General features: G+C 72.8%; 24 protein-coding genes. 14 read left to right on the top strand and 10 right to left on the bottom strand.

Annotated features, from left to right (window positions below; all coding sequences use genetic code 11):
- Positions 1–27 precede the first annotated feature (27 nt).
- Together ACFRCG_RS28760 and ACFRCG_RS28765 are read left to right on the top strand one after the other, a co-directional pair.
- Positions 28–900: an NAD-dependent epimerase/dehydratase family protein gene (locus tag ACFRCG_RS28760; protein ID WP_380036709.1), complete on the top strand. Its 873-nt coding sequence runs from the start codon at positions 28–30 to the stop codon at positions 898–900.
- Positions 893–1,759 (top strand): MBL fold metallo-hydrolase, encoded by an 867-nt coding sequence (locus ACFRCG_RS28765; RefSeq protein WP_380036711.1) that lies wholly within the window; start codon positions 893–895, stop codon positions 1,757–1,759. Before ACFRCG_RS28760 ends, ACFRCG_RS28765 begins: the two co-directional genes overlap by 8 nt.
- A 65-nt stretch (positions 1,760–1,824) precedes the next feature.
- Here the strand turns inward: ACFRCG_RS28765 and ACFRCG_RS28770 are convergent, their stop codons facing one another.
- On the bottom strand, positions 1,825–2,940 hold the full coding sequence (locus ACFRCG_RS28770; RefSeq protein ID WP_380036713.1) for a serine hydrolase domain-containing protein: 1,116 nt from the start codon (positions 2,938–2,940) through the stop codon (positions 1,825–1,827).
- Between the two features lie 298 nt (positions 2,941–3,238).
- On the opposite strand from ACFRCG_RS28770, the gene ACFRCG_RS28775 reads away from it, so the two are divergent.
- The 7 genes from ACFRCG_RS28775 (at position 3,239) to ACFRCG_RS28805 (ending at position 11,482) form a co-directional block, all read left to right on the top strand.
- Positions 3,239–4,852: a PucR family transcriptional regulator gene (locus ACFRCG_RS28775; protein ID WP_380036715.1), complete on the top strand. Its 1,614-nt coding sequence runs from the start codon at positions 3,239–3,241 to the stop codon at positions 4,850–4,852.
- A 42-nt stretch (positions 4,853–4,894) separates the two neighbouring features.
- Complete coding sequence (locus ACFRCG_RS28780) at positions 4,895–5,878, top strand: STM4015 family protein (RefSeq protein ID WP_380036717.1); 984 nt, start codon at positions 4,895–4,897, stop codon at positions 5,876–5,878.
- A gap of 79 nt (positions 5,879–5,957) precedes the next feature.
- A complete protein-coding gene (locus tag ACFRCG_RS28785) occupies positions 5,958–6,935 on the top strand; it encodes an STM4015 family protein (RefSeq protein ID WP_380036719.1) in 978 nt (325 codons plus the stop codon).
- Between the two features lie 22 nt (positions 6,936–6,957).
- Positions 6,958–8,121, top strand: a complete 1,164-nt coding sequence (locus ACFRCG_RS28790; protein WP_380036721.1) for an STM4014 family protein — start codon at positions 6,958–6,960, stop codon at positions 8,119–8,121.
- Positions 8,122–8,177: 56 nt separating this feature from the next.
- Positions 8,178–8,987: an STM4013/SEN3800 family hydrolase gene (locus ACFRCG_RS28795; RefSeq protein ID WP_380036723.1), complete on the top strand. Its 810-nt coding sequence runs from the start codon at positions 8,178–8,180 to the stop codon at positions 8,985–8,987.
- Between the two features lie 198 nt (positions 8,988–9,185).
- Positions 9,186–10,529, top strand: coding sequence for an STM4012 family radical SAM protein (locus ACFRCG_RS28800; RefSeq protein ID WP_380036725.1), 1,344 nt, complete (start codon positions 9,186–9,188; stop codon positions 10,527–10,529).
- Positions 10,526–11,482, top strand: a complete 957-nt coding sequence (locus ACFRCG_RS28805; protein ID WP_380036727.1) for an STM4011 family radical SAM protein — start codon at positions 10,526–10,528, stop codon at positions 11,480–11,482. The genes ACFRCG_RS28800 and ACFRCG_RS28805 overlap by 4 nt, the downstream gene beginning before the upstream one ends.
- Positions 11,483–11,510: 28 nt before the next feature.
- Here ACFRCG_RS28805 and ACFRCG_RS28810 read toward each other — a convergent pair whose 3' ends face one another.
- From ACFRCG_RS28810 to ACFRCG_RS28825, 4 genes are all read right to left on the bottom strand, one after another.
- Positions 11,511–12,728, bottom strand: a complete 1,218-nt coding sequence (locus ACFRCG_RS28810) for a DUF6745 domain-containing protein (RefSeq protein ID WP_380036729.1) — start codon at positions 12,726–12,728, stop codon at positions 11,511–11,513.
- A 45-nt stretch (positions 12,729–12,773) separates the two neighbouring features.
- Positions 12,774–13,100, bottom strand: coding sequence for a hypothetical protein (locus ACFRCG_RS28815; RefSeq protein ID WP_126637880.1), 327 nt, complete (start codon positions 13,098–13,100; stop codon positions 12,774–12,776).
- Between the two features lie 104 nt (positions 13,101–13,204).
- Complete coding sequence (locus ACFRCG_RS28820; RefSeq protein ID WP_380036731.1) at positions 13,205–14,038, bottom strand: arylamine N-acetyltransferase; 834 nt, start codon at positions 14,036–14,038, stop codon at positions 13,205–13,207.
- 99 nt (positions 14,039–14,137) lie between these two features.
- On the bottom strand, positions 14,138–15,403 hold the full coding sequence (locus tag ACFRCG_RS28825) for a glycosyltransferase (protein ID WP_380036733.1): 1,266 nt from the start codon (positions 15,401–15,403) through the stop codon (positions 14,138–14,140).
- 267 nt (positions 15,404–15,670) lie between these two features.
- Here ACFRCG_RS28825 and ACFRCG_RS28830 point away from each other — a divergent pair, with 267 nt between their 5' ends.
- Both ACFRCG_RS28830 and ACFRCG_RS28835 read left to right on the top strand, forming a co-directional pair.
- Positions 15,671–16,324 carry a hypothetical protein gene (locus ACFRCG_RS28830; RefSeq protein WP_380036735.1) on the top strand — a complete coding sequence of 218 codons (654 nt, stop codon included), beginning with the start codon at positions 15,671–15,673 and terminating at the stop codon, positions 16,322–16,324.
- Positions 16,321–17,067: a hypothetical protein gene (locus tag ACFRCG_RS28835; protein ID WP_380036737.1), complete on the top strand. Its 747-nt coding sequence runs from the start codon at positions 16,321–16,323 to the stop codon at positions 17,065–17,067. Before ACFRCG_RS28830 ends, ACFRCG_RS28835 begins: the two co-directional genes overlap by 4 nt.
- 73 nt (positions 17,068–17,140) lie before the next feature.
- Here the strand turns inward: ACFRCG_RS28835 and ACFRCG_RS28840 are convergent, their stop codons facing one another.
- Both ACFRCG_RS28840 and ACFRCG_RS28845 read right to left on the bottom strand, forming a co-directional pair.
- Complete coding sequence (locus ACFRCG_RS28840; protein WP_380036739.1) at positions 17,141–18,076, bottom strand: NADP-dependent oxidoreductase; 936 nt, start codon at positions 18,074–18,076, stop codon at positions 17,141–17,143.
- Positions 18,077–18,159: 83 nt separating this feature from the next.
- Complete coding sequence (locus ACFRCG_RS28845; RefSeq protein WP_380036741.1) at positions 18,160–19,038, bottom strand: DODA-type extradiol aromatic ring-opening family dioxygenase; 879 nt, start codon at positions 19,036–19,038, stop codon at positions 18,160–18,162.
- Between the two features lie 122 nt (positions 19,039–19,160).
- On the opposite strand from ACFRCG_RS28845, the gene ACFRCG_RS28850 reads away from it, so the two are divergent.
- Entirely contained in the window at positions 19,161–19,634 is a 474-nt protein-coding gene (locus ACFRCG_RS28850; RefSeq protein ID WP_380036743.1) for a MarR family winged helix-turn-helix transcriptional regulator, read from the top strand.
- Between the two features lie 55 nt (positions 19,635–19,689).
- Here the strand turns inward: ACFRCG_RS28850 and ACFRCG_RS28855 are convergent, their stop codons facing one another.
- Positions 19,690–20,853 (bottom strand): CynX/NimT family MFS transporter, encoded by a 1,164-nt coding sequence (locus ACFRCG_RS28855; RefSeq protein WP_380036745.1) that lies wholly within the window; start codon positions 20,851–20,853, stop codon positions 19,690–19,692.
- A gap of 71 nt (positions 20,854–20,924) precedes the next feature.
- The gene (locus tag ACFRCG_RS28860) at positions 20,925–21,635 is read right to left on the bottom strand and encodes a FadR/GntR family transcriptional regulator (protein ID WP_380036747.1); all 711 of its coding nucleotides are present in this window, start codon (positions 21,633–21,635) and stop codon (positions 20,925–20,927) included.
- Positions 21,636–22,292: 657 nt separating this feature from the next.
- Here ACFRCG_RS28860 and ACFRCG_RS28865 point away from each other — a divergent pair.
- Entirely contained in the window at positions 22,293–22,850 is a 558-nt protein-coding gene (locus ACFRCG_RS28865; RefSeq protein ID WP_380036749.1) for a hypothetical protein, read from the top strand.
- On the top strand, positions 22,847–23,485 hold the full coding sequence (locus ACFRCG_RS28870) for a hypothetical protein (RefSeq protein ID WP_380036751.1): 639 nt from the start codon (positions 22,847–22,849) through the stop codon (positions 23,483–23,485). The genes ACFRCG_RS28865 and ACFRCG_RS28870 overlap by 4 nt, the downstream gene beginning before the upstream one ends.
- A 23-nt stretch (positions 23,486–23,508) precedes the next feature.
- On the opposite strand, the gene ACFRCG_RS28875 is transcribed toward ACFRCG_RS28870, so the two are convergent.
- The gene (locus ACFRCG_RS28875; RefSeq protein WP_380036753.1) at positions 23,509–24,264 is read right to left on the bottom strand and encodes a DeoR/GlpR family DNA-binding transcription regulator; all 756 of its coding nucleotides are present in this window, start codon (positions 24,262–24,264) and stop codon (positions 23,509–23,511) included.
- Positions 24,265–24,334 lie beyond the last annotated feature (70 nt).

The raw sequence follows: 24,334 nt of genomic DNA on the forward strand, positions 1-24,334 counted from the left end.
CGGACCCACACGCACCAGGGGCACACCATGAAGGTCCTCGTCCTCGGCTCCACCGGCTACATCGGCACCGCCGTCACCCGCCGCCTCATCGACGACGGCCACACCGTCGTCCCGTTCCTCAAGACCGGCACCCCCTCCGAGCCCGGCGTCGACGCGCGCTTCGGCGACCTCACCGACCCGGACAGCCTCATCGACGCCGTCACCGACGACATCGAGGCCGTCGTCAACCTCGCCACTCCCACCGGCGACGAACAGGCCGACGCCGCCGCCGTGGACGCCCTCACCGCACCGCTGCACGGCACCGGCCGCGCCTTCGTCTACACCAGCGGCATCTGGGTGCTCGGCGCCACCGGCGACCACGCCGTCGACGAGGACGCCCCCACCGACGCGATCGACATCGTCGGCTACCGCCCCCGCATCGAGCAGCAGGTCCTGGCCGCCGCCCGGGACGACGTCCGCAGCGCCGTCATCCGCCCCGGCATCGCGTACGGCCACGGCGGCGGCATACCCGCCCTCATGCTCGGCTGGGCCAAGGAGCACGGCACCGGCCGCTACGTCGGAACGCCCGGCACCCGCTGGCCGATGGTCCACATCGACGACCTCGCCGCCCTGTACGCGCTCGTCCTCGCCAAGGCCGACGCCGGCACCCTCTGGCACGGCGTCGCCGTCCAGGCCGTCGCCACCCCGGCGCTCGCCGCGGCCGTCGACGTCGCCGCCGGCGGTGTCGGCCGCGCCGAGCCCTGGCCGGTCGAACAGGCCGCCGAAGCCCTCGGGTTCCCGTTCGCCGAGGCGCTCGCGCTCGACCAGACCGTCTCCGGCGAGCGCGCCACGCGCCTGCTCGGCTGGCGGCCCACCCAGGCCCACCCGACCACCGACCTCGCCGCCGGCACCCGTGCCTGACGTCGACAACGCGCCGGCCGCCACATCCGCCCGGCGCGCCTTTCCCGGCGCCCGTCTCCCCATCTGCACCGCCTGCGGCACCCAGTACGCCGGCCCCCGTCCCGACTGCCCCGTCTGTCGGGACGACCGGCAGTACGTCCCCGTCGCCGGCCAGCGGTGGACCACCCTCGCCGAGCTGCACGCCGCGGGCCACACCGCGAGGTTCGCCGAGCAGGGCCCCGACGTCCTCGGCATCGGCACCACGGAGTCCATCGCCATCGGCCAACGCGCACTGCTGCTGCGCACCACCGAGGGCAACATCCTCTGGGACTGCCCGCCCTACCTGGACGACTCCATGGTCGAGGCCGTCGCCGACCTCGGCGGCATCACCGCCATCGCGATCAGCCACCCGCACTTCTACTCCGTGATGGTCGAGTGGGCGCACGCCTTCGACGCACCCGTGCACCTGCACGAAGCGGATCGCTCCTGGGTCGGGCGCCCCGACCCCGCGCTGCGTTTCTGGTCCGGCGAAACCCACCGGCTGACCGACGAACTCACGCTGATCAACCCGAGGATCCACTTCCCGGGCAGCGCCGTCCTGCACTGGAGCGCGGGCGGCGGGGCGCTGTTCTCCGGCGACGTCCTCAACGTCTGCCCGGACTGCCGCTGGATCACCGTGATGCACAGCTACGCCAACCACATCCCCGAACACCCCGACGCCGTCCGCCACGCCGCCGAACTCCTCGGCCGCCACCGCTTCGAACGCGTCTACGGCGCCTGGTGGGACCGCGTGGTCACCGCCGACGGCAACGCGGTCCTGCGCCGCTCCGTCGAGCGCTACCTCGCCTGGGAGGGCGCCGCGACGGACCGTACCGCCTGAACGCACCACCGATCACGCGTCGTCGCGGCGGGGCCGAAACCGGCCCCGCCGCGACGATGTCGCCGTCAGCGCAGGTCGCGTAGAAGCTTGCTCATGATGGCGTCCACCCGGTCCGAGTCGAACGACTCCGAACCGATCAGCAGCGTCACCGCCCGTCGGCCGTCGTCGGTGACGGCGTTCCGGAACTTGTGGCCGCTGGACATGCTGCCGCTGTGTCCCCACAACACGAAGCCCGGGTAGGGCTCGTGGCGCTCGACGCCCAGCCCGTAGCGCTCGTTCGCGACGTCCTCCGCGACCGTCCGCTTCAGCTCCGCGAGTTGGGCCGGGGCCAGCAACTTCCCGGTCAACAGCGCGGTCCAAAAGGCGGTGGTGTCCGCGCCGTCGGAGATCAGCGCGCCCGACGCGTCGGCCTCCGAGGTGTTCCATTCGGTCCGGTCCACCAGGGTCTTGCCCCGCTGCGCGTAGCCGCGCAACTCCGGCTTGGGCAAGGTGGTGCGATCGCCGGCCCACAGGGTCTCGCACAGTCCGAGCGGTTGGATGATCCGCTCCTCGATCTCGGTGGCGATGCCGCGGCCCGTGACCTCCTTGACGATCAGACCGACCAGGTTGTAATTCGTGTTGGAGTAGGCGAAGCCCGACGGCGCGCGCTCGGGCCTGGGCAGGGCGAGCGCCTGCCGGACCGTCTGCAGGGGCTCGATGTGATCCCAGCGGTGCGCGTCCTCGTCCTCCCAGAACGGCGCGTCCAGGTAGTCGGGCAGGCCGCTGGTGTGCTGCAGAAGCTGTCGGATCGTGATGGTGCGCCCGTCGTAGAGCCTGGTGCGGATCAGACCCGGCAGGTAGTCGTCCACGGTGTCGTCGAGGGCGATCCGGCCCTCCCCGACGAGTTGCAGCACGACCGTGGCCGTCCAGGTCTTGGTGTCGCTGCCGATGCGGCTGTGCTCGTCGCCGACGACCTTGCGGCCCGTTCCGCGATCGGCGACACCGACGCCGCCCGTTCGGACCCCGCAGTTCGGGCTCTTCACCGTCACGCTCATCCCCGTGGCGCCGACACCCTCCAATGCCTTCATCGCCGTCCGGATGGGGGTGGTGTCGCACTGCGACGCCGCACTCGCCTTCGCCGGCACCGTCAACAAAGACGCCGCACACGCCAAGGCCACGACCGCACTCGTCCTGTATCGCACAATGTCTCCTTCTGCAGCACTTATACGTGTGCCGTAATCGATAGGGCCCGACGGATACGGATTTCGATATCGGCGAGCGGACAAACAGTCGACGGTCACCCGCGGCATTCGGCTCGTCACGGCCGGCCGCGGTCGGTTGCGCTCCATGGGGTCACAGCAGGTACGGTCACCGGAAGTGCCCGCCGCACGCCTGCCGAATTGTGCATGCGGAAAGCGTGGCGCCCGGATCGGCCGGGGGCATGTGACGCCGGTCCAGAGATTCCCCGAATGCTTTGTGGGTCCGGCCAAAGAGGTGAGAATGCTCGGTACCGGGGTTCCCGATCTCGGACAGGTCCTGGAGGTATTGGGCTCGTCACTGTTGCGGCCGTTGACCGAACCGCCGGAAAAGCCGGTGCCGGTCTCGGGCGTACTCATCCTCGAACGACGCGCCCCGCTCCCCCTCCCCCCGGTCACCGACGCGATCCTGCTCGCCGTCGGCGTGGGGATGGACGAGGCGCGGGCGATGGACCTGATCGGCTCGGCCGCACAGGCCGGGTACACGTGCGTGGTGGTGAAGAGCTTCGGCGAGCCGGTCACCGCGTTGGTGGAGGCCGCCCGGCAGGCCGACATCGTGCTCCTGGCCGCCAACGAGGCGGTGGCCTGGCACCACCTGGACGCCATGATCTCCTCGGCCCTGACCCCCACCGTGCGCTTCGGACAGGCCGCCGGCGCCCCCGCCTTCGGCGACCTGTTCGCGCTGGCCAACGCGATCGCCGGCATGGTCGGCGGAGCCACCGTGATCGAGGATCCGCACCGGCGCATCCTCGCCTACTCGACCCTGCCCGGCCAGGCCGTCGACGAGGGCCGCCGGCAGGGCATCCTCGGCCTCCAGGTGCCCGACGGCCCGGCCTACGACGAGCAGTACCGGGTGCTCACCCGGCTCGGGCGCACCTGCCGATTCCCCGCCGTCCCCGGAGGACTTCCCCGGCTCGGCGTCGCCGTGCGCGTGGGCAGCGAGGTGTTGGGGTCGATCTGGGTCGTCGACGCCGGCGAACACCTGGACTCCGCCGCCGAACAGGCCCTGTCCGATGTGGCGGACAACGTCGCGCTGCACCTGCTCGCGGCCCGCACCACCGAATCCGCCGTCCGGCGCAGGTACGCCGACCTGCTGCGGCGACTGCTCGCCGACCCGAGCAGTGTCACGGCGGTGGCCCCACAACTCGGTCTGGACCCGAACCTGCCCGTCGCCATGGCCGCGTTCGCCGTCGCCTCGGTCGACGCCGAGGACGCGCTCACCGCACACGCGGCCACCCGACTCGCGGACCTGGTCAGCCTGCACTGCGAGGCGCGCTACGGCCGGCACGGCTGCGCGTTGATCGACGGAACGGTGTACGCGCTGCTCCCGAGCGAACCGTCGCCGAACGCGCACCGCGAACTCGTCGCCTACATCGCGCGGCGGGCACACAGCGCGCTGCGGGTGCCGGTCCGGGCCGGACTCGGCGCGCTCGTCCAGGAGTTGCGCTCGATCGAGAGTTCGCGCGCGGACGCGGATCTGGTGCTGCGGGCGCTGTCCGAGCGGCCGGGTGAGCCGCAGCCGTGCCAGGTGGCCTCGATCGACGAGATGTGGGCCGGCGCGACACTGTCCGCGCTGGCCGGGATGTTGGCCACCCACGAGGTGGTCCCCCGCAGACTCGGACCGGCGATCCGCGCCCACGACCTCGAACACGGCACCACCTACGCGTCGACCATCCTCGCCTACCTGGACGCCGACGGCGATGTCGCGGCCGCCTCGCAGCTGCTGTCCGTACACCCGAACACCATCCGCTACCGGCTGTCCCGGGCCACGGAGATCTTCGGATTCGATCTCGCCGACCCGGACGAACGCCTGGTGTTGTGGCTGCGATTGCGCCTCGGCGGCCGACTCGACTGGTAGGCCCCCCGCCCCGTGGTCACCGGGCTCTGGTAGGCATGGCCCATGTCGAACTACGACGGCGACGAGCGGTTCGCCGGACTGCCCATAGCCGAACTCGCCCCGTCGGCGAACCGCAAGGCCACGCGGGCCGAGAACGCGGCGGCGAGGAACGCGAGGCCGCTGCCCGCGGCGGCGGACGCGGCGTGGCGGCTGCGGATCGAGGGGTATCGGAGCACGGAGAAGTTCACCGAGCACGTCGCGCGTTTCCTCGACACCGTCGACACCACGCGGGTCACCGCCCTGCTGGTCGGCATGTGGGAGCCGGGCGAGGACTCGAAGGAGGCGGTGCGCTCGCTCGTCGACGCCGCCGACCGGCTGCCCGCGCTGCGCCACCTCTACTTCGGCGACATCGCGCAGGAGGAGAACGAGATCTCGTGGATCCTCCAGTCGGACATCACGCCGCTGTTCGAGGCGTTTCCCCGGCTGGAGACGCTGATCGTCCAGGGCGGCCAGGACCTCGTGCTGGAGCCCGTGCGGCACGAGAGCCTGCTGCACCTGGAGTTCCGCACCGGCGGGCTCCCCGCGCGCGTGGTGCGCGCGGTCGGCGCGAGCACCTTCCCGGCGCTGCGCACGCTGGAACTGTGGTTGGGCACCGACGAGTACGGCGGCGACGCGACCGTCCGCGACATCGAGGGCATCCTGCGCGCCGGCGGCCTGCCCGCGCTCACCCGGCTGGGCCTGATGAACAGCGAGATCCAGGACGAGGTCGCGGCGGCGGTCTCGGCGTCCCCCGTCCTCGGGCGGCTGACCGAACTGGTCCTGTCCATGGGCGCGTTGGGCGACGAGGGCGCCGAGGCGCTGCTCCTCGGCCAGCCCCTCGGACACCTGCGGGTGCTGGATCTCAGTCACCATTTCATCACCCCCGCCATGCGGGAGCGACTCACCGCGGCCCTCGCGACACCCGGCCTCAGGCTCGACCTCGGCGACCCGCAGCAGCCCGACGACGACGGCGAGGAGGCCTGGCGCTACATCGCCGTCGCCGAGTGAGCGACCCGCACACCGCCCTCCGGCCGAAGGCACCCCACCGCCCGGCCGTTCGAACCCGCCCGGAAGCCAGGAACAGCACATGTCACTCTACGAGTTCACCGCACACTTCGGCGGCCTCCCCGTCGCCGACCTCCGGCCCCTCGACTCCACCGCGACGTCGACCACGCCGGGCGACCCGCCGGACGCCGTCGCCTGGCGGATCCGGGTGGACCCGTGGGAACACGAGGACGCCGAATTCGAGAAGGACTTCCGGTACCTCCTCGACACCGTGGACACCACCCGGGTCACCGCGCTGCTGTGTGGGTGCTGGACCGACGACCTGTCCGCCGAGAGTCCCGCGCTCGAACTCCTGGTGGAGCACGCGGACCGGTTCCCGAATCTGCGTCACCTGTTCCTCGGCGACGTCGTCCAGGAGGAGTCCGAGATCTCGTGGATGAACATCGGCACCCTCACCCCGGTGCTGCACGCGTACCCGCGGCTCGAAGAACTCGTCGTGCGGGGCGGCGCCTTCGACGGCAACCCGGATGTCGCGCCGGCGCTGGAGCCGCTGCGGCACGACGCGCTGCGTGCCCTGCGGTTCGAGAGCGGCGGCCTGTCCGCACGCCTCGTCGGCGCCATCGGCCTCTGCGACCTCCCCGCGCTGGAGGACCTGGAGCTCTGGCTGGGCGTCAGCCAGTACGACGGCACCGCGACCGTCGACGACCTCGCGGAGTTGTTGTCCGGCGTACGCGTCCCGGCGCTGCGCCGGCTCGGCCTGATGAACAGTGAGATCCAGGACGCGGTGGCCGCGGCCGTGGCCGCCGCGCCGCTGACCGCCCGTCTGGAATCCCTCGACCTGTCGATGGGGACCCTGGGCGACGAGGGCGTCGAGGCGCTGCTCGCCGGCCAGCCGCTCACCCACCTGAAGACGCTGCGTATCAACCACCACTTCGTGTCCGACACGATGGCCGAGCGCCTGCGCGAGACGCTTCGCCCACACGGGGTCACCGTCGACATCAGTCGCGCCGAGGAGCTGCGGGACTGGGGCTCGGGCCGCTACGTCGAGGTCTCCGAGTGACCCGCCGCGCGGGAGTGGCGGCGTGAGCGAACGTCCCGCCGTCACCGTCGTGGGCAATCCCGGCCACCGCCGGGTGGTCGGGTTCGCCGCGGCGGCCGAGGCCGCGGGGCTTCCCGAGCCGCGACTGGTCGCCTGGCGCGATGTCCTCACCGGGGAGCCGCTCGCCTTCCCCGCCGGGCCGGTGCGGATCGACTCGCCGGGCGAGGACGCGGACGTGCACACGCTGCTGAGCGGCGCGCCCGCCGACCCGTTCCGGGTCGAGGGCGGCAGCGCCCGGCACGCCGCGTTCGTCGCCGCGCTCGGGCGGATCGAGGCGGCCGTGGCGGCCTCCCCCGGAGCGTGGTCGGTGAACGACGCCGGGGAGATCGCGGTGATGTTCGACAAGCGCCGGGCGCACGCCTTGTTGGAGGCGGGCGGCGTCGCGCTGCCGCCCGCGCTGACCGGGCCCGGGGCGGCGCCGGTGCGCTCGTACGCCGATCTGCGGCGGCGGATGGCCGACGCGCGCTGCCCTCGGGTGTTCGTCAAGCCGCCGCACGGGTCGTCGGCGTCCGGTGTGGTGGCCCTGGAGACGCACGGGACGACGCGCGTCCAGGCGACGACGTCCGTCGAACTCGTGCACGACGCGGGCGGCGTCGCCCTGTACAACTCGCTGCGGATCAGCAGATATCGGGACGAGGCCGATATCGCGGCGCTCGTGGACGCGCTCGGCGCGGACTGCGACGCGGGCGGCCTGCACGTCGAGGCGTGGTTGCCGAAGCTGACCCTGGACGGGCGTGCGACCGACCTGCGCGTCCTGGTCGTCGCGGGACGGGCCACGCACGTCGTCGCCCGGTCGAGCCGGTCGCCGATGACGAACCTGCACCTGGGCAACGCGCGCGGCGACGTCGCGGCGGTGCGCGGCGCGGTCGGGGAGGAGGCGTGGGCGCGGGCGATGGCGACCTGCGTCCGGGCGGCCGGGTGTTTCCCCCGTACGCTGCACGTCGGCGTCGACCTGCTGTTCGCGGTGGACCGGCGCCGGCACGCCGTGGGTGAGGTCAACGCGTTCGGGGACCTGCTGCCGGGTGTGCTGCGTCAGGGTCGGGACACGTGGGGGGAACAGGTCCACGCCCTGATGGCGGGTTGGCGGCCGGCCGGAACCACCGGGGTGGCGCCACGAGACGAGGATCGAGTTCCGTGCCCGAGATGACGACACCACCATCGCCCGAACCCGGGGATCGCGTCGGCCGGTCCGCGCCTGTGGACATGAACGCCGTCGTCGGCCGGCACGACCTGCTGATGGTGACCCTGGACACGCTGCGCTACGACGTCGCCGCCGAACTCGTCGCGGCGGGGCGCCTGCCCAACCTGGCGCGGGTGCTCCCGGACGGCCGGTGGGAGCGCCGGCACACGCCGGGGAGCTTCACGTTCGCCGCGCACACCGCCTTCCTCGCCGGCTTCCTGCCGACGCCGGTGGGCCGGGGTCCGCATCCGCGGTTGTTCGCCGCCCGGTTCGGCGGGAGCGAGTCGACCGCGCCGCACACATGGGTCTTCGACGACGCGGACCTGCCGACCGCGCTGGCCGCGGCGGGCTACCACACGGCCTGTATCGGCGGCGTCGGGTTCTTCGACAAGCGGGGCGCGCTCGGCTCGGTGTTGCCCGGCATGTTCGCGGAGAGCCACTGGGATCCGGAACTCGGCGTCGCCTCACCGACCTCGTTCGAGGCCCAGGTCGCGTGCGCCGAGCGGGTGGTGGGTGCGCTGGAGCCCGACCGGAGGTTGTTCCTGCTGGTCAACGTCTCGGCGCTGCACCAGCCGAACTGGTTCCACCTGGCGGGCGCCGACCCGGCCGACGGCGACACCCGGGAGACGCACGCCGCGGCGCTGGAGTACGTGGACCGGCACATCGGCCGGCTGTTCCGGGCGATGAGCGGCCGCCGTCCGTGCTTCGCGATCGTCACGTCCGACCACGGCACGGCCTACGGCGAGGACGGCTACACCGGCCATCGACTCGGCCACGAGGTGGTGTGGACGGTCCCGTACGCCCACTTCACCCTCGCCCCCGGCCAGTGGTGAGCGCGGGCGCGGGCGGACGGAACGGGCCCGGCCGGCGGCGGTGTCGGGCCCGGGTGCCCGCCGTGTCGGGCCCGGGTGCCCGCCGTGTCGGGCCCGGGTGCCCGCCGTGTCGGGCCCGGGTGCCCGCCGTGTCGGGCCCGCCGCCTAGGCTCGCGGGGTTCGCCGCACCACCCGTCGCACGTCCGGAGGTACCCGTCCATGGCCCCGACCGCCGCCGAGGCCCCGTCCGTGGCCATCGGGTCCCCGTACACCGGATACGTCTACTCGTACCCGCACAAGACCGCCTACCGGCCGCTCGAACCCGCGCCCGCGTTGCGCGAGGTGTGGGCGGGGCAGGATCTGTCCGCGCTGTTCCTGTACCTGCACATACCGTTCTGCGAGATGCGCTGCGGGTTCTGCAACCTGTTCACCCGCACCGGCGCGCCGCAGGAGTTGGTGGCGCGCTACCTGGACGCGCTGGAGCGGCAGGCGCACGCGGTACGCGATGCCGTGCCCGACGCGCGGTTCGCGGTCGGGGCGATCGGGGGCGGCACGCCGACCTATCTGGAAGCCGCCGAGCTGACCCGGATGTTCCGCATCGCCGCCGAGGTGATGGGCGCCGAGTTCGGATCCATGCCGCTGTCCGTGGAGACCTCGCCGGCGACCGCGACGCCCGACCGGCTCGCGGTCCTGGCCGCGCACGGCACGACCCGGGTGAGCATCGGCGTGCAGTCGTTCCTCGACGCGGAGGCGAGGGCCGCCGGGCGACCGCAGAAGCGCGCCGAGGTCGAGGCGGCGCTCACCGCGATCCGCGAGGCGGCCGTCCCGACGCTGAACATCGACCTGATCTACGGCATCGACGGCCAGACGCCCGCCAGTTGGCTCGTCTCCCTCGACGCGGCGCTCGCCTGGCGGCCCGAGGAGATCTACCTGTACCCGCTGTACGTGCGCCCGCTCACGGGCCTGGGCCGACGGGCCGTCTCGCGCGCCGACTGGGACGACGACCGGCTCGCGCTCTATCGTGCGGGCCGCGACCACCTGCGTGCGGCCGGCTACGAGCAGGTGTCGATGCGGATGTTCCGTCGTGCCGGTGCCCCGGCCGACGCGGACACCGGGTACCGGTGCCAGCGCGACGGGATGGTGGGCCTGGGCTGCGGGGCCCGGTCGTACACGAGCGAGCTGCACTATTCGTTCGACTACGCGGTGAACGTGGGCGAGGTCCGCGGCATCATCGACGAGTACGTGGCCCTGGACCGGGACGCCTTCTCCCGGGCCCGGTTCGGCTACCGCCTCGATGCGGCCGAGCAACGACGCCGGTACCTGCTGACCTCGCTGCTCCAAGCCGACGGCGTGGACGTCGCGGAGTATCGCGCCCGGTACGCCTCCGACGCCGTCGCGGACTTCGCCCGGGCGCTGGAACCCCTCGCCGACGGCGGCCTGTTGAGCGTCGACGCGGATCGCGTCGTGCTCACCGAGGACGGCCTGGGCTGGTCCGACGCCATCGGCCCGGCGCTGTTCTCCGCGGCCACGGCGGCGCTCATGGACGGGTACCGGGCGCGATGAGCGTGCCGCTGTCGCTCTCCCTCGCCTCGGCCCGGGAAGCCGCGCGGCCGTTGACGATCCTGTATCGCGGACCGCTCGCCTCCTGCGACTACGACTGCGGCTACTGCCCGTTCGCCAAACGCCGCGACTCGCGGGCGCGACTGCTGGCCGACCGCGAGGCGTTGGCGCGCTTCGCGGGCTGGATCGCGGCGGCCCCGGAGCGGATCTCGGTGTTGTTCACGCCGTGGGGCGAGGCACTGGTCCGGCCCTGGTACCGGCGTACCCTCGCCGAGTTGTCCCACCTGCAAAACGTCGACCGCGTCGCCGTGCAGACCAACCTGGGCGCCCGGCCGTCGTGGACCGAGGCGGCGGACCTGCGGCGGCTGGCGCTGTGGGGGACGTATCACCCGGACCAGGTCCCCTACGAGCGCTTCCTCGGCCGTTGCCGCGAACTCCGCGCGCGCGGCGTGCGTTTCGCCGTCGGAATCGTCGGGCTGCCCGAACACCTGGATGCCGCCCGGAGGTTGCGCGGCGACCTGCCGGCCGAGGTGTACCTGTGGGTGAACGCCGCCGAGGGCCGCACGTACACCGACGCCGAGGCCGCGGCGTGGACCGACCTCGACCCGCACTTCGGCTTCAGCCGGCACGCCCACGTCTCGGCGGGCGCGGCGTGCCGGACCGGGGACACGGTGGTCAGCGTCGACGGCGACGGCGTGGTGCGTCGTTGCCACTTCGTACCCGAGGTGCTGGGCAACCTCTACGACGGCTCGTTCCGCGCGGCCCTGGGGCGCCGCCCGTGCCCGCGCCCGCTGTGCGACTGCCACATCGGCTACGTCCACATGGACGCGCTGCCGCTGTACGACGTCTTCGCGGGCGGGATCCTGGAGCGCGTTCCGGCGGGGTACGGCACCGGGCCGCGCCCGGACGGCGGCCCGGCCCGACCCCCGACCGGTGCCGGAGCGAAAACCGGTTGATTCCGCCGCCTGTCGCCTCGCCGGCGGCTCAGGTCTCCCGGGCCGGGCGGTATTCCTGTTCGGTCAGGCCGAAGGTCCAGGCGACGCCGGCGCGGGCGGTGCGCGTGGTCGGCGGGACGCGCAGCCAGTAGACGCGGACCGAACCGTCGGGCTCGGGCGTGGAGTTGAGCACCTCGACCATCACGATCGGCTCGTCGCCGGGCAGTTCGATGCGCCACAACACGCCGGTCTCGTCGCGGTGCAGCGGGCGGGCGCCGACCTCGGCGAGGTAGCGGTCGTAGCCGTAGATCTCCAGCATCACGCGGCGGAGTTCGGCGTTGTCCTCGTCGCGGATCCGCTGGGCGTTCAGCGCGCCGCCGGCCGGCCCGAGGGTGGTCACGAAGTCGGCCGGCACGGGCATGCCGCGCCACGCGTGCAGCGCGAAGCCGTCGGGGAAGGCCAGCGCGGCGCCCTCGCCGTTGTGCAGGCGCGCGGACTCGTCGCGGTGCAGCACGGTGGGGCGTTCGGCGACCAGGACGACGTTCTCGTACGGCCACCACCAGCCCGCGGACCGCGCGACCTCGGCGACCGCGTCCAGCGCCGCCGCCGACGGGGAGTCGTCCAGTCGCGGGAAGCACCGCCGCAGGCCGTCGAACGCGGCCAGCCACGCGGCGTCGTGCTGGCCACCGAGCGCGTCGAGCGTCGCGGCGCGGGCCTCCCGGGCCACGGGCGCCGTCGGGGTGACCGTGTCCCTCCGGGCCGGGCCGCGGTCGGTGCCGGTCGCGGACAGCACGGCCTCCTCGATGCCGTCGCGGATGCGCGCGGACAGGCTCGTGGTCGGGTCCCACAGGCGTTCCGCGATCTCGCCCCACGCCTGCGCCCAGCCGGCGTGGCCGAGCAGCGCGACCGCGTCGGCCCGGGCACGCTCCCAACTCGCCGACCGGATCCGCTCGCGCACGCTCGCCCCGGCGCGCGACGCCATGGGCGCGCGCACGGGCAGCCGCAGCGCGGCGAGTTCCTGCGGCTTGAACGCGCCGGACACCACGGTCGCGGCCACGGCGGCGGCGAGCGGAGAGTCGTACCACAGGATCTTGCCGGGTTCGGCCAGCCCCGCCGCCCGGTAGGCGGCCCGGATGCCGCGCTCGGCGGCGTCCCGATCGGCGGGCCGCGCGGCCGCGGCGACCTCGGCCCACCCGTCGGCGGACTCGGCGAGGCTCGCCCGGTGCGCGAGCGTGAGCGGCGGGAAGACGGTCGGGGCGGCGGTCACGGAAGGCTCCCGGGAAAGTGGCGGGTCGGCGGTCGGGGCGGCGGGTCAGTCCGCGATGATGCGGACGGCGCCCGGGATGTATTCGCGCTGGCGGACCACCTTGTACCAGCCCTTGGGCAGCGAGATCGTCGCGTGCTCCTCGTGCACGAGCCGGGTCGGCGCGTCGAGCTTGAGGTGGCCGATGGTGGTCGGCTCCGGGTCGAGGAACAACGTGCCGGCCCCCACGACGGCGTGTGCGTGTCCGGTGACCTCACCCAGCGCGAGCACGATCCGGCCACGCCCGTCGCGCGGCTTGGCCGGCAACCCGGTCACCCCGACGGGCACCGCGCCCTCGTCGACGGGAAGCAGCAGAATGTCACCCTGGCGATACATGGATTCCCCTCACGGCTCCGCGAATTCGAGGCCCACCCCCGACACCCCGAACGCTACGCGCCCCAACCGACAAGCCACGCGACGACGAACGCCGCCCGGCCGGCTCACGCCCGGCTCGCGGCCTCCTCGGCGGCGCGGGTGAGCAGGCGTTGCTCCTCGTCCGGTGTGAGCGGGACCTCCAGGACGCGCAGCCAGTCGGCGAGTTCGCCGTCGCGAAGCGGGCGGTGCTCGGTGGGCGCGTCGGTTCGGCGCACCGTGAGCGCGGCGTGGGTGACGGTGACGTGCCGGTCGGGCAGGTGGCGGGTGATCATCAGGGTGCGCTTGAAGTGCGACGTCGGGTGGGTGCTCGTGTAGTAGTGCGCGATCTCGACATCGACGGGCAGCACGAGCAGTTCGTCGACGGAGTGCATCATCTGCCAGCCGCCGTCGCGCCAACGGCGCATCCGCCACACCTCGTCGTCGCGGTCGAGGCGGTAGCGCCAACCGAGGTGGTCGTCCTGCGCGCCGTGCGCCACCGGCATCGGGCGCAGCACGCTCATCCCGAACCCCGGGTCGCACAGCAGCCGTTGTCCGTCCAGGGTCACCTCGACGGCCATGTGGGTCCGGCCCTGCAGACTGCCGTCGGCCGGATCGCCGACCCGCCCGAGCCGGCGGACCACGTGGTAGCCCAGCCGTTCCAGCGCGGCCGCGAAGAGCGTCGAGTGCTCGAAGCAGTAGCCGCCCCGCCCCCGGCCCACGAACTTCTCCTGCACGGCCGCCAGATCCACCCCGCCGGGCTGCCCGAGGAACACGTCGATGTCGTCGAACGTGAAGGTGCGGACATGCGCCTCGTGCAACTCGTCCAACGCCTCCCGCCCCGGCGCCCTCGCCGGGAGAGCGAGCCGCCCGAGATAGCCGCCGAGGTCGAGATCGTCCACTTGCCAAACGTCGGTACTCACGGACCCAAGTCAACCAGTGCCGGCCGGCCCGGCCCCGGCGGGCCCGTGGAAACGCCTCGTGGTGTCGGGAGGGGGCCCCGGGACGACGACCGATCGCCGTCAACCGCGACGACTGCCCCCGCCGCTGCCCGCGAGCCGGTCCACCAACGCCTCGACGGGTGCGATGGAGTTCTCCACCGCGAGCCGCGCGGCGATCGCGCCGGCGCGGTCGCGGTAGCGCGGTCGGCCCGTGGCCTCGACGAGGGCCGCTCGAAGCCGGTCCGCCGAGAGCCGGCGCAGGGGCACCGCGCCCGGTGCGACGCCGAGGCGCACGAGCCGATCGCTCCAGAAGGCGGCGTCGAGCTGGATCGGCACGGGTACGCTCGGCACACCCGCGCGCAGCCCGGCGGCGGCGGTACCGGCCCCGGCATGGTGGACGACCGCGGCCACGCGGGGGAACAGCAGGTGGTGCGGGAGGTCGTCGACGGTGAGCATGTCGTCGCCCGTGGCGCCGAGGTCGGCCCACCCGCGTTGGATGATCCCGCGCAGACCGGCGGCGCGCAGCGCGCGTACCACCTGCTCACTGACCCGTCCGGGATCGGGAACGGTGGCGCTGCCCAGGCCGACGAACACCGGCGGCGGACCGGCCCGAAGGAAGTCCTCGACGGTCGAGGGCAGTTCGCGCGCGTCGTACGGCCACCAATACCCGACCGGAGCCAACCCCGGACGCCAGTCCGCGGGCCGTGGCACGACGATCGGGCTGTACCCGTACACCACCGACCAGCCTGAACGCTCCCGCGCCCGGCGCGCCGTGGTCGGACCGGCCGCGGGCAACCCCAGGCGTTCGCGGAGGTCGCGGGTCACGTCGGTGTAGATCCGGTCGAAGGCAAGGTCGACGGCATGCGCGGCCAGCCGATTTCCCACGCCGCCCAAAGAGCGCTCCGAAACCAAAGCCGGCGCGAACTCCCGCGTGGGGTGCAGAGGTTGCAGATAGGCCCCCGCGCACGGCAGGCCCAACCCCAGGCCGATCGTGCACGCCGCCGGCGCCAACGACGCCGACGCCACGATCACGTCGTGCCCCCGGGCGGCCTCGACCAGACCGTCGGCGATCTCGCACGCCAACGACCGGGCCAGCGCGAGCACCCGAACCAGCTTTCCCGCACCGGTGGTACTGCGATGCAGCGCCCGGCCCCTCTCCGAATGCATCTGCTGCTGCGGATCGATCGGCAACGCGTGGAACCGCATCCCGGTATCCGCGACCAACGGCTCGAACCGCGCGTGCGTCACAAGGGTCACCTTGTGCCCGGCGGCGACAAGCCCGGCCCCCAGCCCGGTGAACGGAGCGACATCACCCTGGGAACCCGACGTCATGAGAGCAACACGCATGGCGACAGCATCCCCCGCCCCCCGCGCCCACCCAACCCCCGACCCACCCCTCACCCCCATGGCGAGTCCCCTATGAGCAGGCTCATTTCGCCCCTGTCGCGGGTGGCAACGGCGATGTGCTCGGTCGGCTTCATCGCCTGTGGTCCCTCCGCTTCGGGTCCGGTCTCGTTTTCGGGGCCGCGCCCGCTTTCGCGGCATTTCACTCGAAGGTGGGGTTTCGATGGTGTTCTTCGTAGTGTGTCGAGGTGGCGTCGTCACTCTGATGCCATGGGCAACCCTCGATGTGCGGCTCGGTGTCTGCTGGTGGTGTGCGTGTGTCTGCCGGTCCCGGCCGCGAGCGGTGCGGCGTTCGGGGCATCGGCCGGCGACGCCGTCGCGGTGACCGTGTCGGCCGACGACCGGTCAGCCGACGGGACCGGGCCCGGCACGACGCGCACGGAGGTACACGCCGGCCGGGTGCACGTCGTGTACCAGCCGGGGGTGCTGACCTCGGTCCGGATCGGCGACGACGTCGCGGTGACCGTACGACCCGGGTGCGGATGCCCGAGCCGGCCGGCCACACCGCCGCCCTCGTCCCGGCCGACCCGGCCACCGAGCGCCCGCCCGCCGTCGACCGAGCGGGCCCCGGCCGCACCGATCCGGACCGGAGCGCCGCCCGCCGCCACGCCCGCCGGCGCCAACGCCCCCGCCCATGCCCCCGTCGACGCGGCCCCCACCCCGGAGCCGCCGAACACCCGGGCGCCCTCCGCCGAACCGCCGCCCGCGTCCCGGCCCTCGCGACGCGCCGCCGCGCCGCCCGACGACACCGCCGCACCCTCGGGCTTCGCCGACGGGTTCGTCCCGGCCCTCGTCGTATCGATCCTCCCCGCCGCCCTCGCCGCGCTGCTGCCGGGCCCGAGCCGACGCGGAGTGCGCCCGTGATCCTGTGGATCCTCGCCGCGCTGCTCGGCGCCGGCGTCGCGGCGGGAGCCCTCGTCCTCCTGAGCCGCGGCGAGAAGACGAGGTCGAGCGGAACCGACGGTCAACTGTTGTCCTTCTGCGGCGGCGCCGTGTTGTCCTCCTTCGTGCTCCTGACGAGCTTTCAGATCGTCGGCGCGTGGGAACTGCAGGCCACGGTCCGCCAACACGCGAGCGAGGAGGCCCGGGTGCTGACCAAGACCTACGCGGCGGCAGGCGCGCTCCCGCCCTCCGATCGCGAGGCCGTGCGCGCCGGACTGCGCGACTACACCCACACGGTGATCGACCAGGAGTGGCCGGCACTGGCCGACGGGCACGACACCCCGCGCGCATGGCGCCAACTCGACCTGATCGCCTCCCGCGTCGCCACCCTCGCCGCCACGGCGCACGAGCGGACCGCCGACACCGAGGCGGCGGTGGCCGACCTGTACGTCAAACGCCACGCCCGGCTCGCCGACCCGTCCTCGATCACCCCGATCGTGCTCCCGGTCGCCATGATCGTCACCGGCGTCTTCGCGATCGTCTTCCCGGCCCTGGTCGGCCCGACGGCGGATCGCCGCCACACGACCGCCCTGGCCTTCGTCGGCGCGATCATCGCCTTCGCCGTCCTGTTCGTCCTGCAACTGCGCAACCCCTACACCGACCCCCTGGCCGTACACCCGACTTCCTTCCGCACAGCCCTGACCCGCTACACCCAACTGGGCTGACACGCCGCTCCACACCGGCCGGGTCGGTCCGGGTCGGGTCACGTCGGATCACGTCAGGCCACACCGACCCGGATCAGGGAACGATCACAACCGTCTTGCCCGGCAGCCGCCCGGCACCGGCGTCCTCATGCACCGCGGCCAAGTCCGCCACCATGCGGCGGGAGGCGATGTGGAGCCTCAGGCTGCCGGCATCCACCTTCGCCGCCAGCGCCGCCAGCTGGTCGGCGTCGCTGCGAACCCACAGGCTCGCGCTGCGCACCGACCGGGCGGGGTCCTCGGGAATCGGCCCGGCCGTACTGGCCGCGACCCCACCGTCGGCGACGTAGTCCGACAACCGCGCGAGTTCCTCCGGCGAGACCCGCACATGGTTGACCACGACGTGGAACGGACCACCCACGGCCGCGGGGCCCTCGGCGAAATCGAGGGGACCGACGACCCGTTCCGCGCCGTAGCCCCGAAGCCGGTCCGCGTTCCGCGGCGCGTCCACCGCCGTGATGGTCGCTCCCGTGTCGACAGCGAGCTGCACCACGAGGCTGCCCACCGCGCCGCCCGCCCCGTTGACCAGTACGCTCTGCCCCGGCTTCACCTCGGCGAGCTCGAACACCGTCTGCCAGGCCGCCAGACCGCTCAGCGGCAGCGCCGCGCCGTCGACCGGGTCCACCGTACGGGGCGCGGGGGCCAGGGACTCGGCCGGCACGAGCGCAAACTCGGCGGCGCCACCGGCACGGTCGAGCGGCAACATCGCCACGACCCGGTCGCCGACTGCGAACCCCCGTACGTCCGGGCCGAGTTCGGCAACGGTGCCCGCCAGGTCGATCCCGGGCACATACGGAAGGCTGATCGGGATCATCGCGGCCAATACACCCGCGCGGATGTGGTCGTCGACCGGGTTGAACGACGTTGCCGCGACCCGCACCAGCACCTGCCCGGGGCCCGGGACCGGGTGCTCGACATCCTCGTAGCGCAGGACTTCACTGCCGCCGAACTCGTGGAAACGTATTGCCTTCATGACACTTTCCTCCGATGGGTATCGATGGGGGAGAGCAGGGGGAAGCAAGAGGAGCGGCCGCGACGCGTCGCGCCGTGGGCCCGTCAGTTCAGCTGCACGGACCGGGTCGAATTGCCCATCACCACACGATCGATCGCACTCACGGCACTCCCCGGATCGGCCGCGGCGCCGACCGTGAGCAGCAACGGCACGAAGTGCTCGGCCGTCGGGTGGGCGACCGCGGCGCCGGGGGCCTTGTCGCGGTAGTCGACGAGCGCGTCCACGTCGCCCGCGGCGAGTGCGTCGACCGCCCAGGCGTCGAAAGCCGCGGTTTCGGCGGCGAGTTCCGGGCGGTGGAAGACGGCGAAGCTGTGCGTCATGAATCCCGAGCCGAGAATCAGCACGCCCTCCGCACGCAACGGCCGCACAAGCGCCCCGAGTTCGAGAAGCGCGCGCGGATCGAGGCCGGGCATCGAGAGCTGCACGACCGGTACGTCGGCCGCGGGATACATGGCCATGAGCGGAATGAAGGCCCCGTGGTCGAGCCCGCGGTCGCGGAACTCGTGCACCGTCGTGCGCCCCAGCAGACCCCTGAGCCGCCGGGCCAGGTCGGCGGCGTCCGGGGTCGCGTAGGGCAGGGTCTTGTACCGGGGGTGGAAACCGCTGAAGTCGTAGTGGAGCGGAGTGCCGGCCGCGACCCCCGATATCGCCGCCGGCGCGTGCTCCCAGTGCGCCGAGACGACGACGATGGCCCTGGGCTTGGGTATCGACCGGGTCCAGTCGAACAGGTCGCCGAGCCATTGCGGATCGTCGAGGGTGAACGGGGCTCCATGGCTGACGAACATGCTGGGCAGCGGCCCGTCGGAGGGGCTCCACACCCGCTGCCCGCGCGCCTCCGGCAGCACTCGGGCCAGGAGTTCGTCGTACGCCGCTGCCGGTGGACGCAACGGATAGGGGGAGGTCAGGCCATTCGCGGTGACCATCGAATCAGCTCCTTCACTTGCCTCGGCAAGTGTTTTTACTTGCCTGGGCAAGTCAGAAGCTAGTCGATGACGACTTGCCCAGGCAAGTCATGTGAGTTTCCCGGGCAAGTATGATGAGTGCCATGGACACCCAGTCACCATGGCTCGACGAGGATCAGCAGGACGTGTGGCAGGCCCTGCTCACGGTCGTGATCGCACTCCCGGCGGCCCTCGATCGGCAACTGCAACGAGACGCGGGCATCTCCAACTTCGAGTACGGCGTGCTCGCCCGGCTGTCCATGGCCGACGAGGTCACGATGCGGCTCAGCGACCTGGCCCGGGACTGCGACAGCACGCAACCCCGCCTGTCGAAGGCGATGGACCGCTTCGAGGCGCGCGACTGGGTCGTCCGCCGGCCCGACCCCGGTGACGGCCGGTACACCCTCGCCACCCTGACCGACACCGGCGGGCAAAAGCTTGTCGCGAGCGCGCCGGAACACGTCGCACAGGTCAAGCGGCTCGTGTTCGATCCCCTGAGCACCGCCCAACGCCGCCACCTCGGCGCCGCGCTCACCCGCATCGCCGCCACCGTGCGCGCGGAACTCGAAGGAGGCTGATCACTCCCGCGTGCCGCAAGCGTGCGCGCCGCGTCCGGCGCGCACGCGCACTCCGTCAACGAGCGCGGTACCGCACTTGGCGATCCCGGCCCGCGCCGTACCCGGCACCCGCCATCGCGACGCAGAGCACGATCAGGACCACGAGCGGCAGGGTCCAACTGTTCGTGGCGTCGTGCAGGATGCCGAGCAGGAGCGGGCCCGACGCGGCCACCAGGTAGCCGATCGACTGCGCCATGCCCGCCAGCGCGGCGACTTCGCCGGCGTTGCCGGCACGTTGGCTCTGAAAGGTCAGCGCGAGGACCAGGCACACGCCGCCGCCCAGGCCGAGCAGGGTGCACGCGACGACGGACAGCCCGGGGGCGGACAGCAGCACCACGAAGCCGGCGGCCACCACGATCGACCCCCCGGCCGCGGTCCGGCGTTGGTCGCGCCGGCCCCGGGTGAACAGGGGCAGGAGACTGCCGGAGGCCAGTGACATCAGCTGGTAGTGGAAGAGCATCCATCCGGCCGTGGTGCTGCTGGTGCCATGGTGGATCAAGATGCTGGGCAGCCACGCGACGGCGGTGTAGAAGGCCAGGGACTGCAGGCCCATGAACATGCTGACCTGCCAGGCGAGTCGCGACCGCCACGGGACCGGACTGCGGGTCACGCCACCATCGGTCTGCGGCTTGTCCCCCCGCATCCGGGGCAGCCAGACGAAGAACGCCGCGACGCTGAACGCGACGCCCCAGGCCAGCGCGGTGTGCCAGGAACCCGGCAGGGTGTGCGAAAGCGGCGCGGAGATCCCGGAGGAGACCGCGGCCGTGACGCCCATGACCGTGATGTAGAGGGCACTGACGCCCTGGATGCGGTGTGCGGGCACGTTGCGCCTGATCAGCGCGGGCAGCAGCACGTTGCCGAACGCGATGGCCGCGGACAGGATCACGGTGCCGGCGAACAGGCAGATCACCGAGGGCAATGAGCGGACCGCGGTGCCGACGGTCAGTGCGGCGAGGGCGGCCACCAGTAGGCGCGCGCTGCCGAATCGGTGCGAGGCCCGGGCCACCAGCGGCGATGTCGCGGCGAAGGTCAGCAGCGGGAGGGTGCTCAGCAGGCCGCCCCAGCTCGCGGTCAGGCCACTGCCGTGCTCGATCGCCGGCAGCAGGGTGCCGACGCCGGTGAGACTCGTGCGCAGGTTCGCCGCCACGAGGCAGATCGCGACGACGAGCCCGATCGACACGGCGGGCAGGGTCCGGTCGGGGGTCGGCGATGTCGAGGGAGTGAGCGGGCGGGCCGTCGACGACCGCGGGTTCACCGCGCCTCCGCCGTCCCGGACACCTCGGCCTCGTGGTCGCGGGTGAGCCCGACGATCGCCGCCGCCGCGTCGCGGGCACCGCTCTCGTCCCGGGCCTCGATCGCGTCGACGAGCCGCCGGTGCAGTCCCGCGTGCTTCTCGGCGCCGGCGGCGTCCCAGGACAGGCCGCCGAGGTGGGCGGTCAGGGCCGTACCGAGATGGTCGTACACCTCGATCAGCAGGTCGTTTCCGCTCGCCCGGACGACGGCCCGATGGAACAACGCGTCGACGTTGCCGGCCGCGGTCGCGTCCGCTCCGGCGCAGGCCGCGTCGGCGTCGGCCAACAGCTCCCTGAGTTGGCGCAGTTGCTCCTCGGTGCGGCGCAGCGCGGCGGCTCCCGAGGCGTACTCCTCCAGGACGGTGCGCAGTTCGAGCACGTTGTCCCGCTGCGCGGAACCCGCTCTCCGCACCATGACCGACTGGAGCTCACTCGACGCGCGGACGTAGGTGCCGTCCCCGACCCGGGCTTCCAGCAGGCCCAGGTGCACGAGCGCGCCGATCGCCTCCCGCAGCGTGCTGCGGCCGACCCCCAGCTCCTCCATGAGGGCCTGCTCCGGCGGGATGCGGGTGCCCACGGGCCATCCCCCCGCCTCGATGTGCGAACGAAGGCTGTCCACGAGTTGCGAGGCCAGGCTCGCGGACCGCCGCGGTGTGCTGATGCGCTTCATGGAAAGAGCATACATACAAACGTCAGACATTTGAACATCGCATATATCGAGGCCCGGGCGTCCGCCTCTCACCCGAGGAGATCCGGCGCTCCGCCATACCGGCGTATCCGGATGCGCGGCGTGCGGGCCCATGTTTGGCTGGACCGGAGTCGCGCCGGTGCGTCGCGGGCCGGAACACGCTTTCGTACGGCTCCTGATCGAGTCGCGAGCCTGCTCTCGCGTCGCGGACACGCGGAAGGATCGGCATCGGCGGTGAAGGAGTCCGAGGATCCCACCCGACGCGCGGGGAGCGGGCGGAGCAGGCGAGTCGTCGTGGTCTCGGGGTTGTTGGGTGCCCTGCTCTGCGTCGGGGCCGGGGTCGTGGCGCCGCCGGGTTTCGCGCATGCCCACGTGGCACCGAACCCGCCGCCGCCCCCTCCTCCTCCGCCCCCTCCTCCTCCGCCTCCGCCTCCGCCGCCGCCACCACCTCCTCCGCCGCCGCCGGTTACCTATCCGCCGTATAGCCCCTCCCCCGTGGTGCCGCGTCCTCAGGGGACGACGCCGCCGCCGTCGAAGAGCGCGCCGCCGTCCGGCCGGACCACGCCCCCGACCACCCCCGATCCCCGATCGCGGTCGGCTCTGGTCCTGGCCCCCGCGACGGGTGGTGCCGGTACGACGGTGACGGTCACCGGGTCGGGCTTCCCGGTGTGTGGTCCCGGGTCCCGGGTCGACGTCCTGTGGGACGGTGCCGCGATCGCCGCCCGCGATGTGCCGGCGGCCCCGAAGGGGGGCGGCTTCAGCGTCCGGCTTGTGGTGCCGAAGGACGCGTCGAAGGGGGTCCACAAGGTTTCGGCGCGATGTGGCGGCGGCGACGCCTCCGCCTCCTTCGGGGTCGGGACGGGTGTCGGACCCGGCTCGTCCCGGCCGACCGCGACCGGTACCTCGTCGTCGGCGACCGCGGTGCCGGGCACCGGTGCCGGCGCGAGTTCGGGCTGGATGATCGGGACGGTGGCGGCCGGCGTCTTCCTGGTGGTGGCCCTCGTGGGCTACGTGGGCGTCTTCCGCCGGGGGCGCGGACCACGCTGGACACGTCGGCACTTCCGCGCCGTCATGCGATCGGGGCTCGTGTCCGACGGGGTGCAGGACGTCGCGGACACGGGCGGAACGAGCCGATCGGTGCGGCTGGAACCGCGCTCGGACCCCGGGGAACAGACCATCAAGGACGTGGATCCATGACCGACACCGTGCCGCTTCCCGCATCCGTACGCGAACTGCTGTTCGGTGGCGACGGTGAAGCCGCCGCGGAAACGCTCGTCGACGCGGCTCACGAACACGAGGTCGCCGCGATGCTCGGCCGCGGTGCCCGGGGCCTCACGGACGATGCCGGCCGGACCGTCGAGCGTGAGGTCGCCTCGATGGTCGACGGCTTCCTGAGCATGGATCTCGTCGACCTGGTGGCCGCCGGATGGGTCAAGCACGGCGCGCTGGTCGCGGCGGCGCGGCGTACCCGGGCCGCACCGGACACCGAGGAGGTCGTCGCGCTGGCCACCCACCGGGTCACATCCACCCATCGTCCCTGCGTGGACCTGAAGGTCGACGGCGTCCGGGTCGGCACCCTGGAGCTCCGCCTCACCGTCGCGTTCGACGTCGAGGGCATGCTGGCGGTCGTCCGCCGGGCCCGCCTCGAATCGCTGCGCTGCGGCACCTGTACGACCACCGGCACGCTGGCGATGCAGGAGGCGGTCGTCGCCAGCCGCCGAAGCGCCCTGGATCTGCCGGGCGCCGTGCGGCTGAGGTCGGGCATCGCCCTGCTCCCGGCCCAGGACCCGGCCGCGCCACCGGCACCGCCACCGCGCACCGACCCCGCGTAGGGCGGCGCTCGCGTGACGCCCCGTCAGGGGGTGGCGGGCTCGACCGGGTCGACCACGACGAGGTCCTCGATGTGCTCGCCCAGTTGCTCGCGTGCCTCCTGGGGCACGCCCGTGTCCGTGATCAGCGTGTCGGCGTCGCCGAGTTGGGCGATCGTACTGATCCCGATCAGGCCCCACTTGGTGTGATCGGCGACCACGACCAGGCGGCGGGCCGCGCGTACGAGGGCGTGATTCGTCTCCGCCTCCAGGAGGTTGGGCGTGGTGAACCCGACGCGCGGGCTGATGCCGTGTACACCCAGCATGAGCATGTCGACGTTGAGGCTGCGCAGGGCCGCGACCGCGACCGGGCCCACCAGCGCGTCCGAGGGTGTACGCACGCCACCGACGATCACCACGGTCTGGTCGGAGCGGCCCGATTGATGGAAGACGTCCGCGACCGGAATCGAGTTGGTCACCACGGTCAGTCCCGGGACGTCGACGAGTTGCCGGGCCAGTGTCCACGTCGTCGTCCCCGCGGACAGCGCGATGGCGCTGTTGGGCGCGACCATCGCGGCGGCGCGGCGGGCGATCGCCTCCTTCTCCGCGGCCTGGAGTCCGGACTTGCGCACGAACCCCGGTTCCTCGGTCGAGCTGCCGTCCCGCGAGGTCGCGCCGCCGTGCACCTTGGCGATCAGCCCCTGCCCGGCCAGCACCTCGAGGTCGCGTCGAATCGTCATGTCCGAGACGCCGAATTTCCGCACCAGCGTGGCGACCCGGACGGATCCCTGATCGGCGATCATCTCCAAGATCGTGTTTTGTCGCTGCCGTGCCAGCATCCCCGATCCTCCCACCCCTGGATATCCAACAATT

Origin of the sequence: Embleya sp. NPDC056575, from assembly GCF_042793325.1 — a bacterium.
Lineage (GTDB): Bacteria > Actinomycetota > Actinomycetes > Streptomycetales > Streptomycetaceae > Embleya.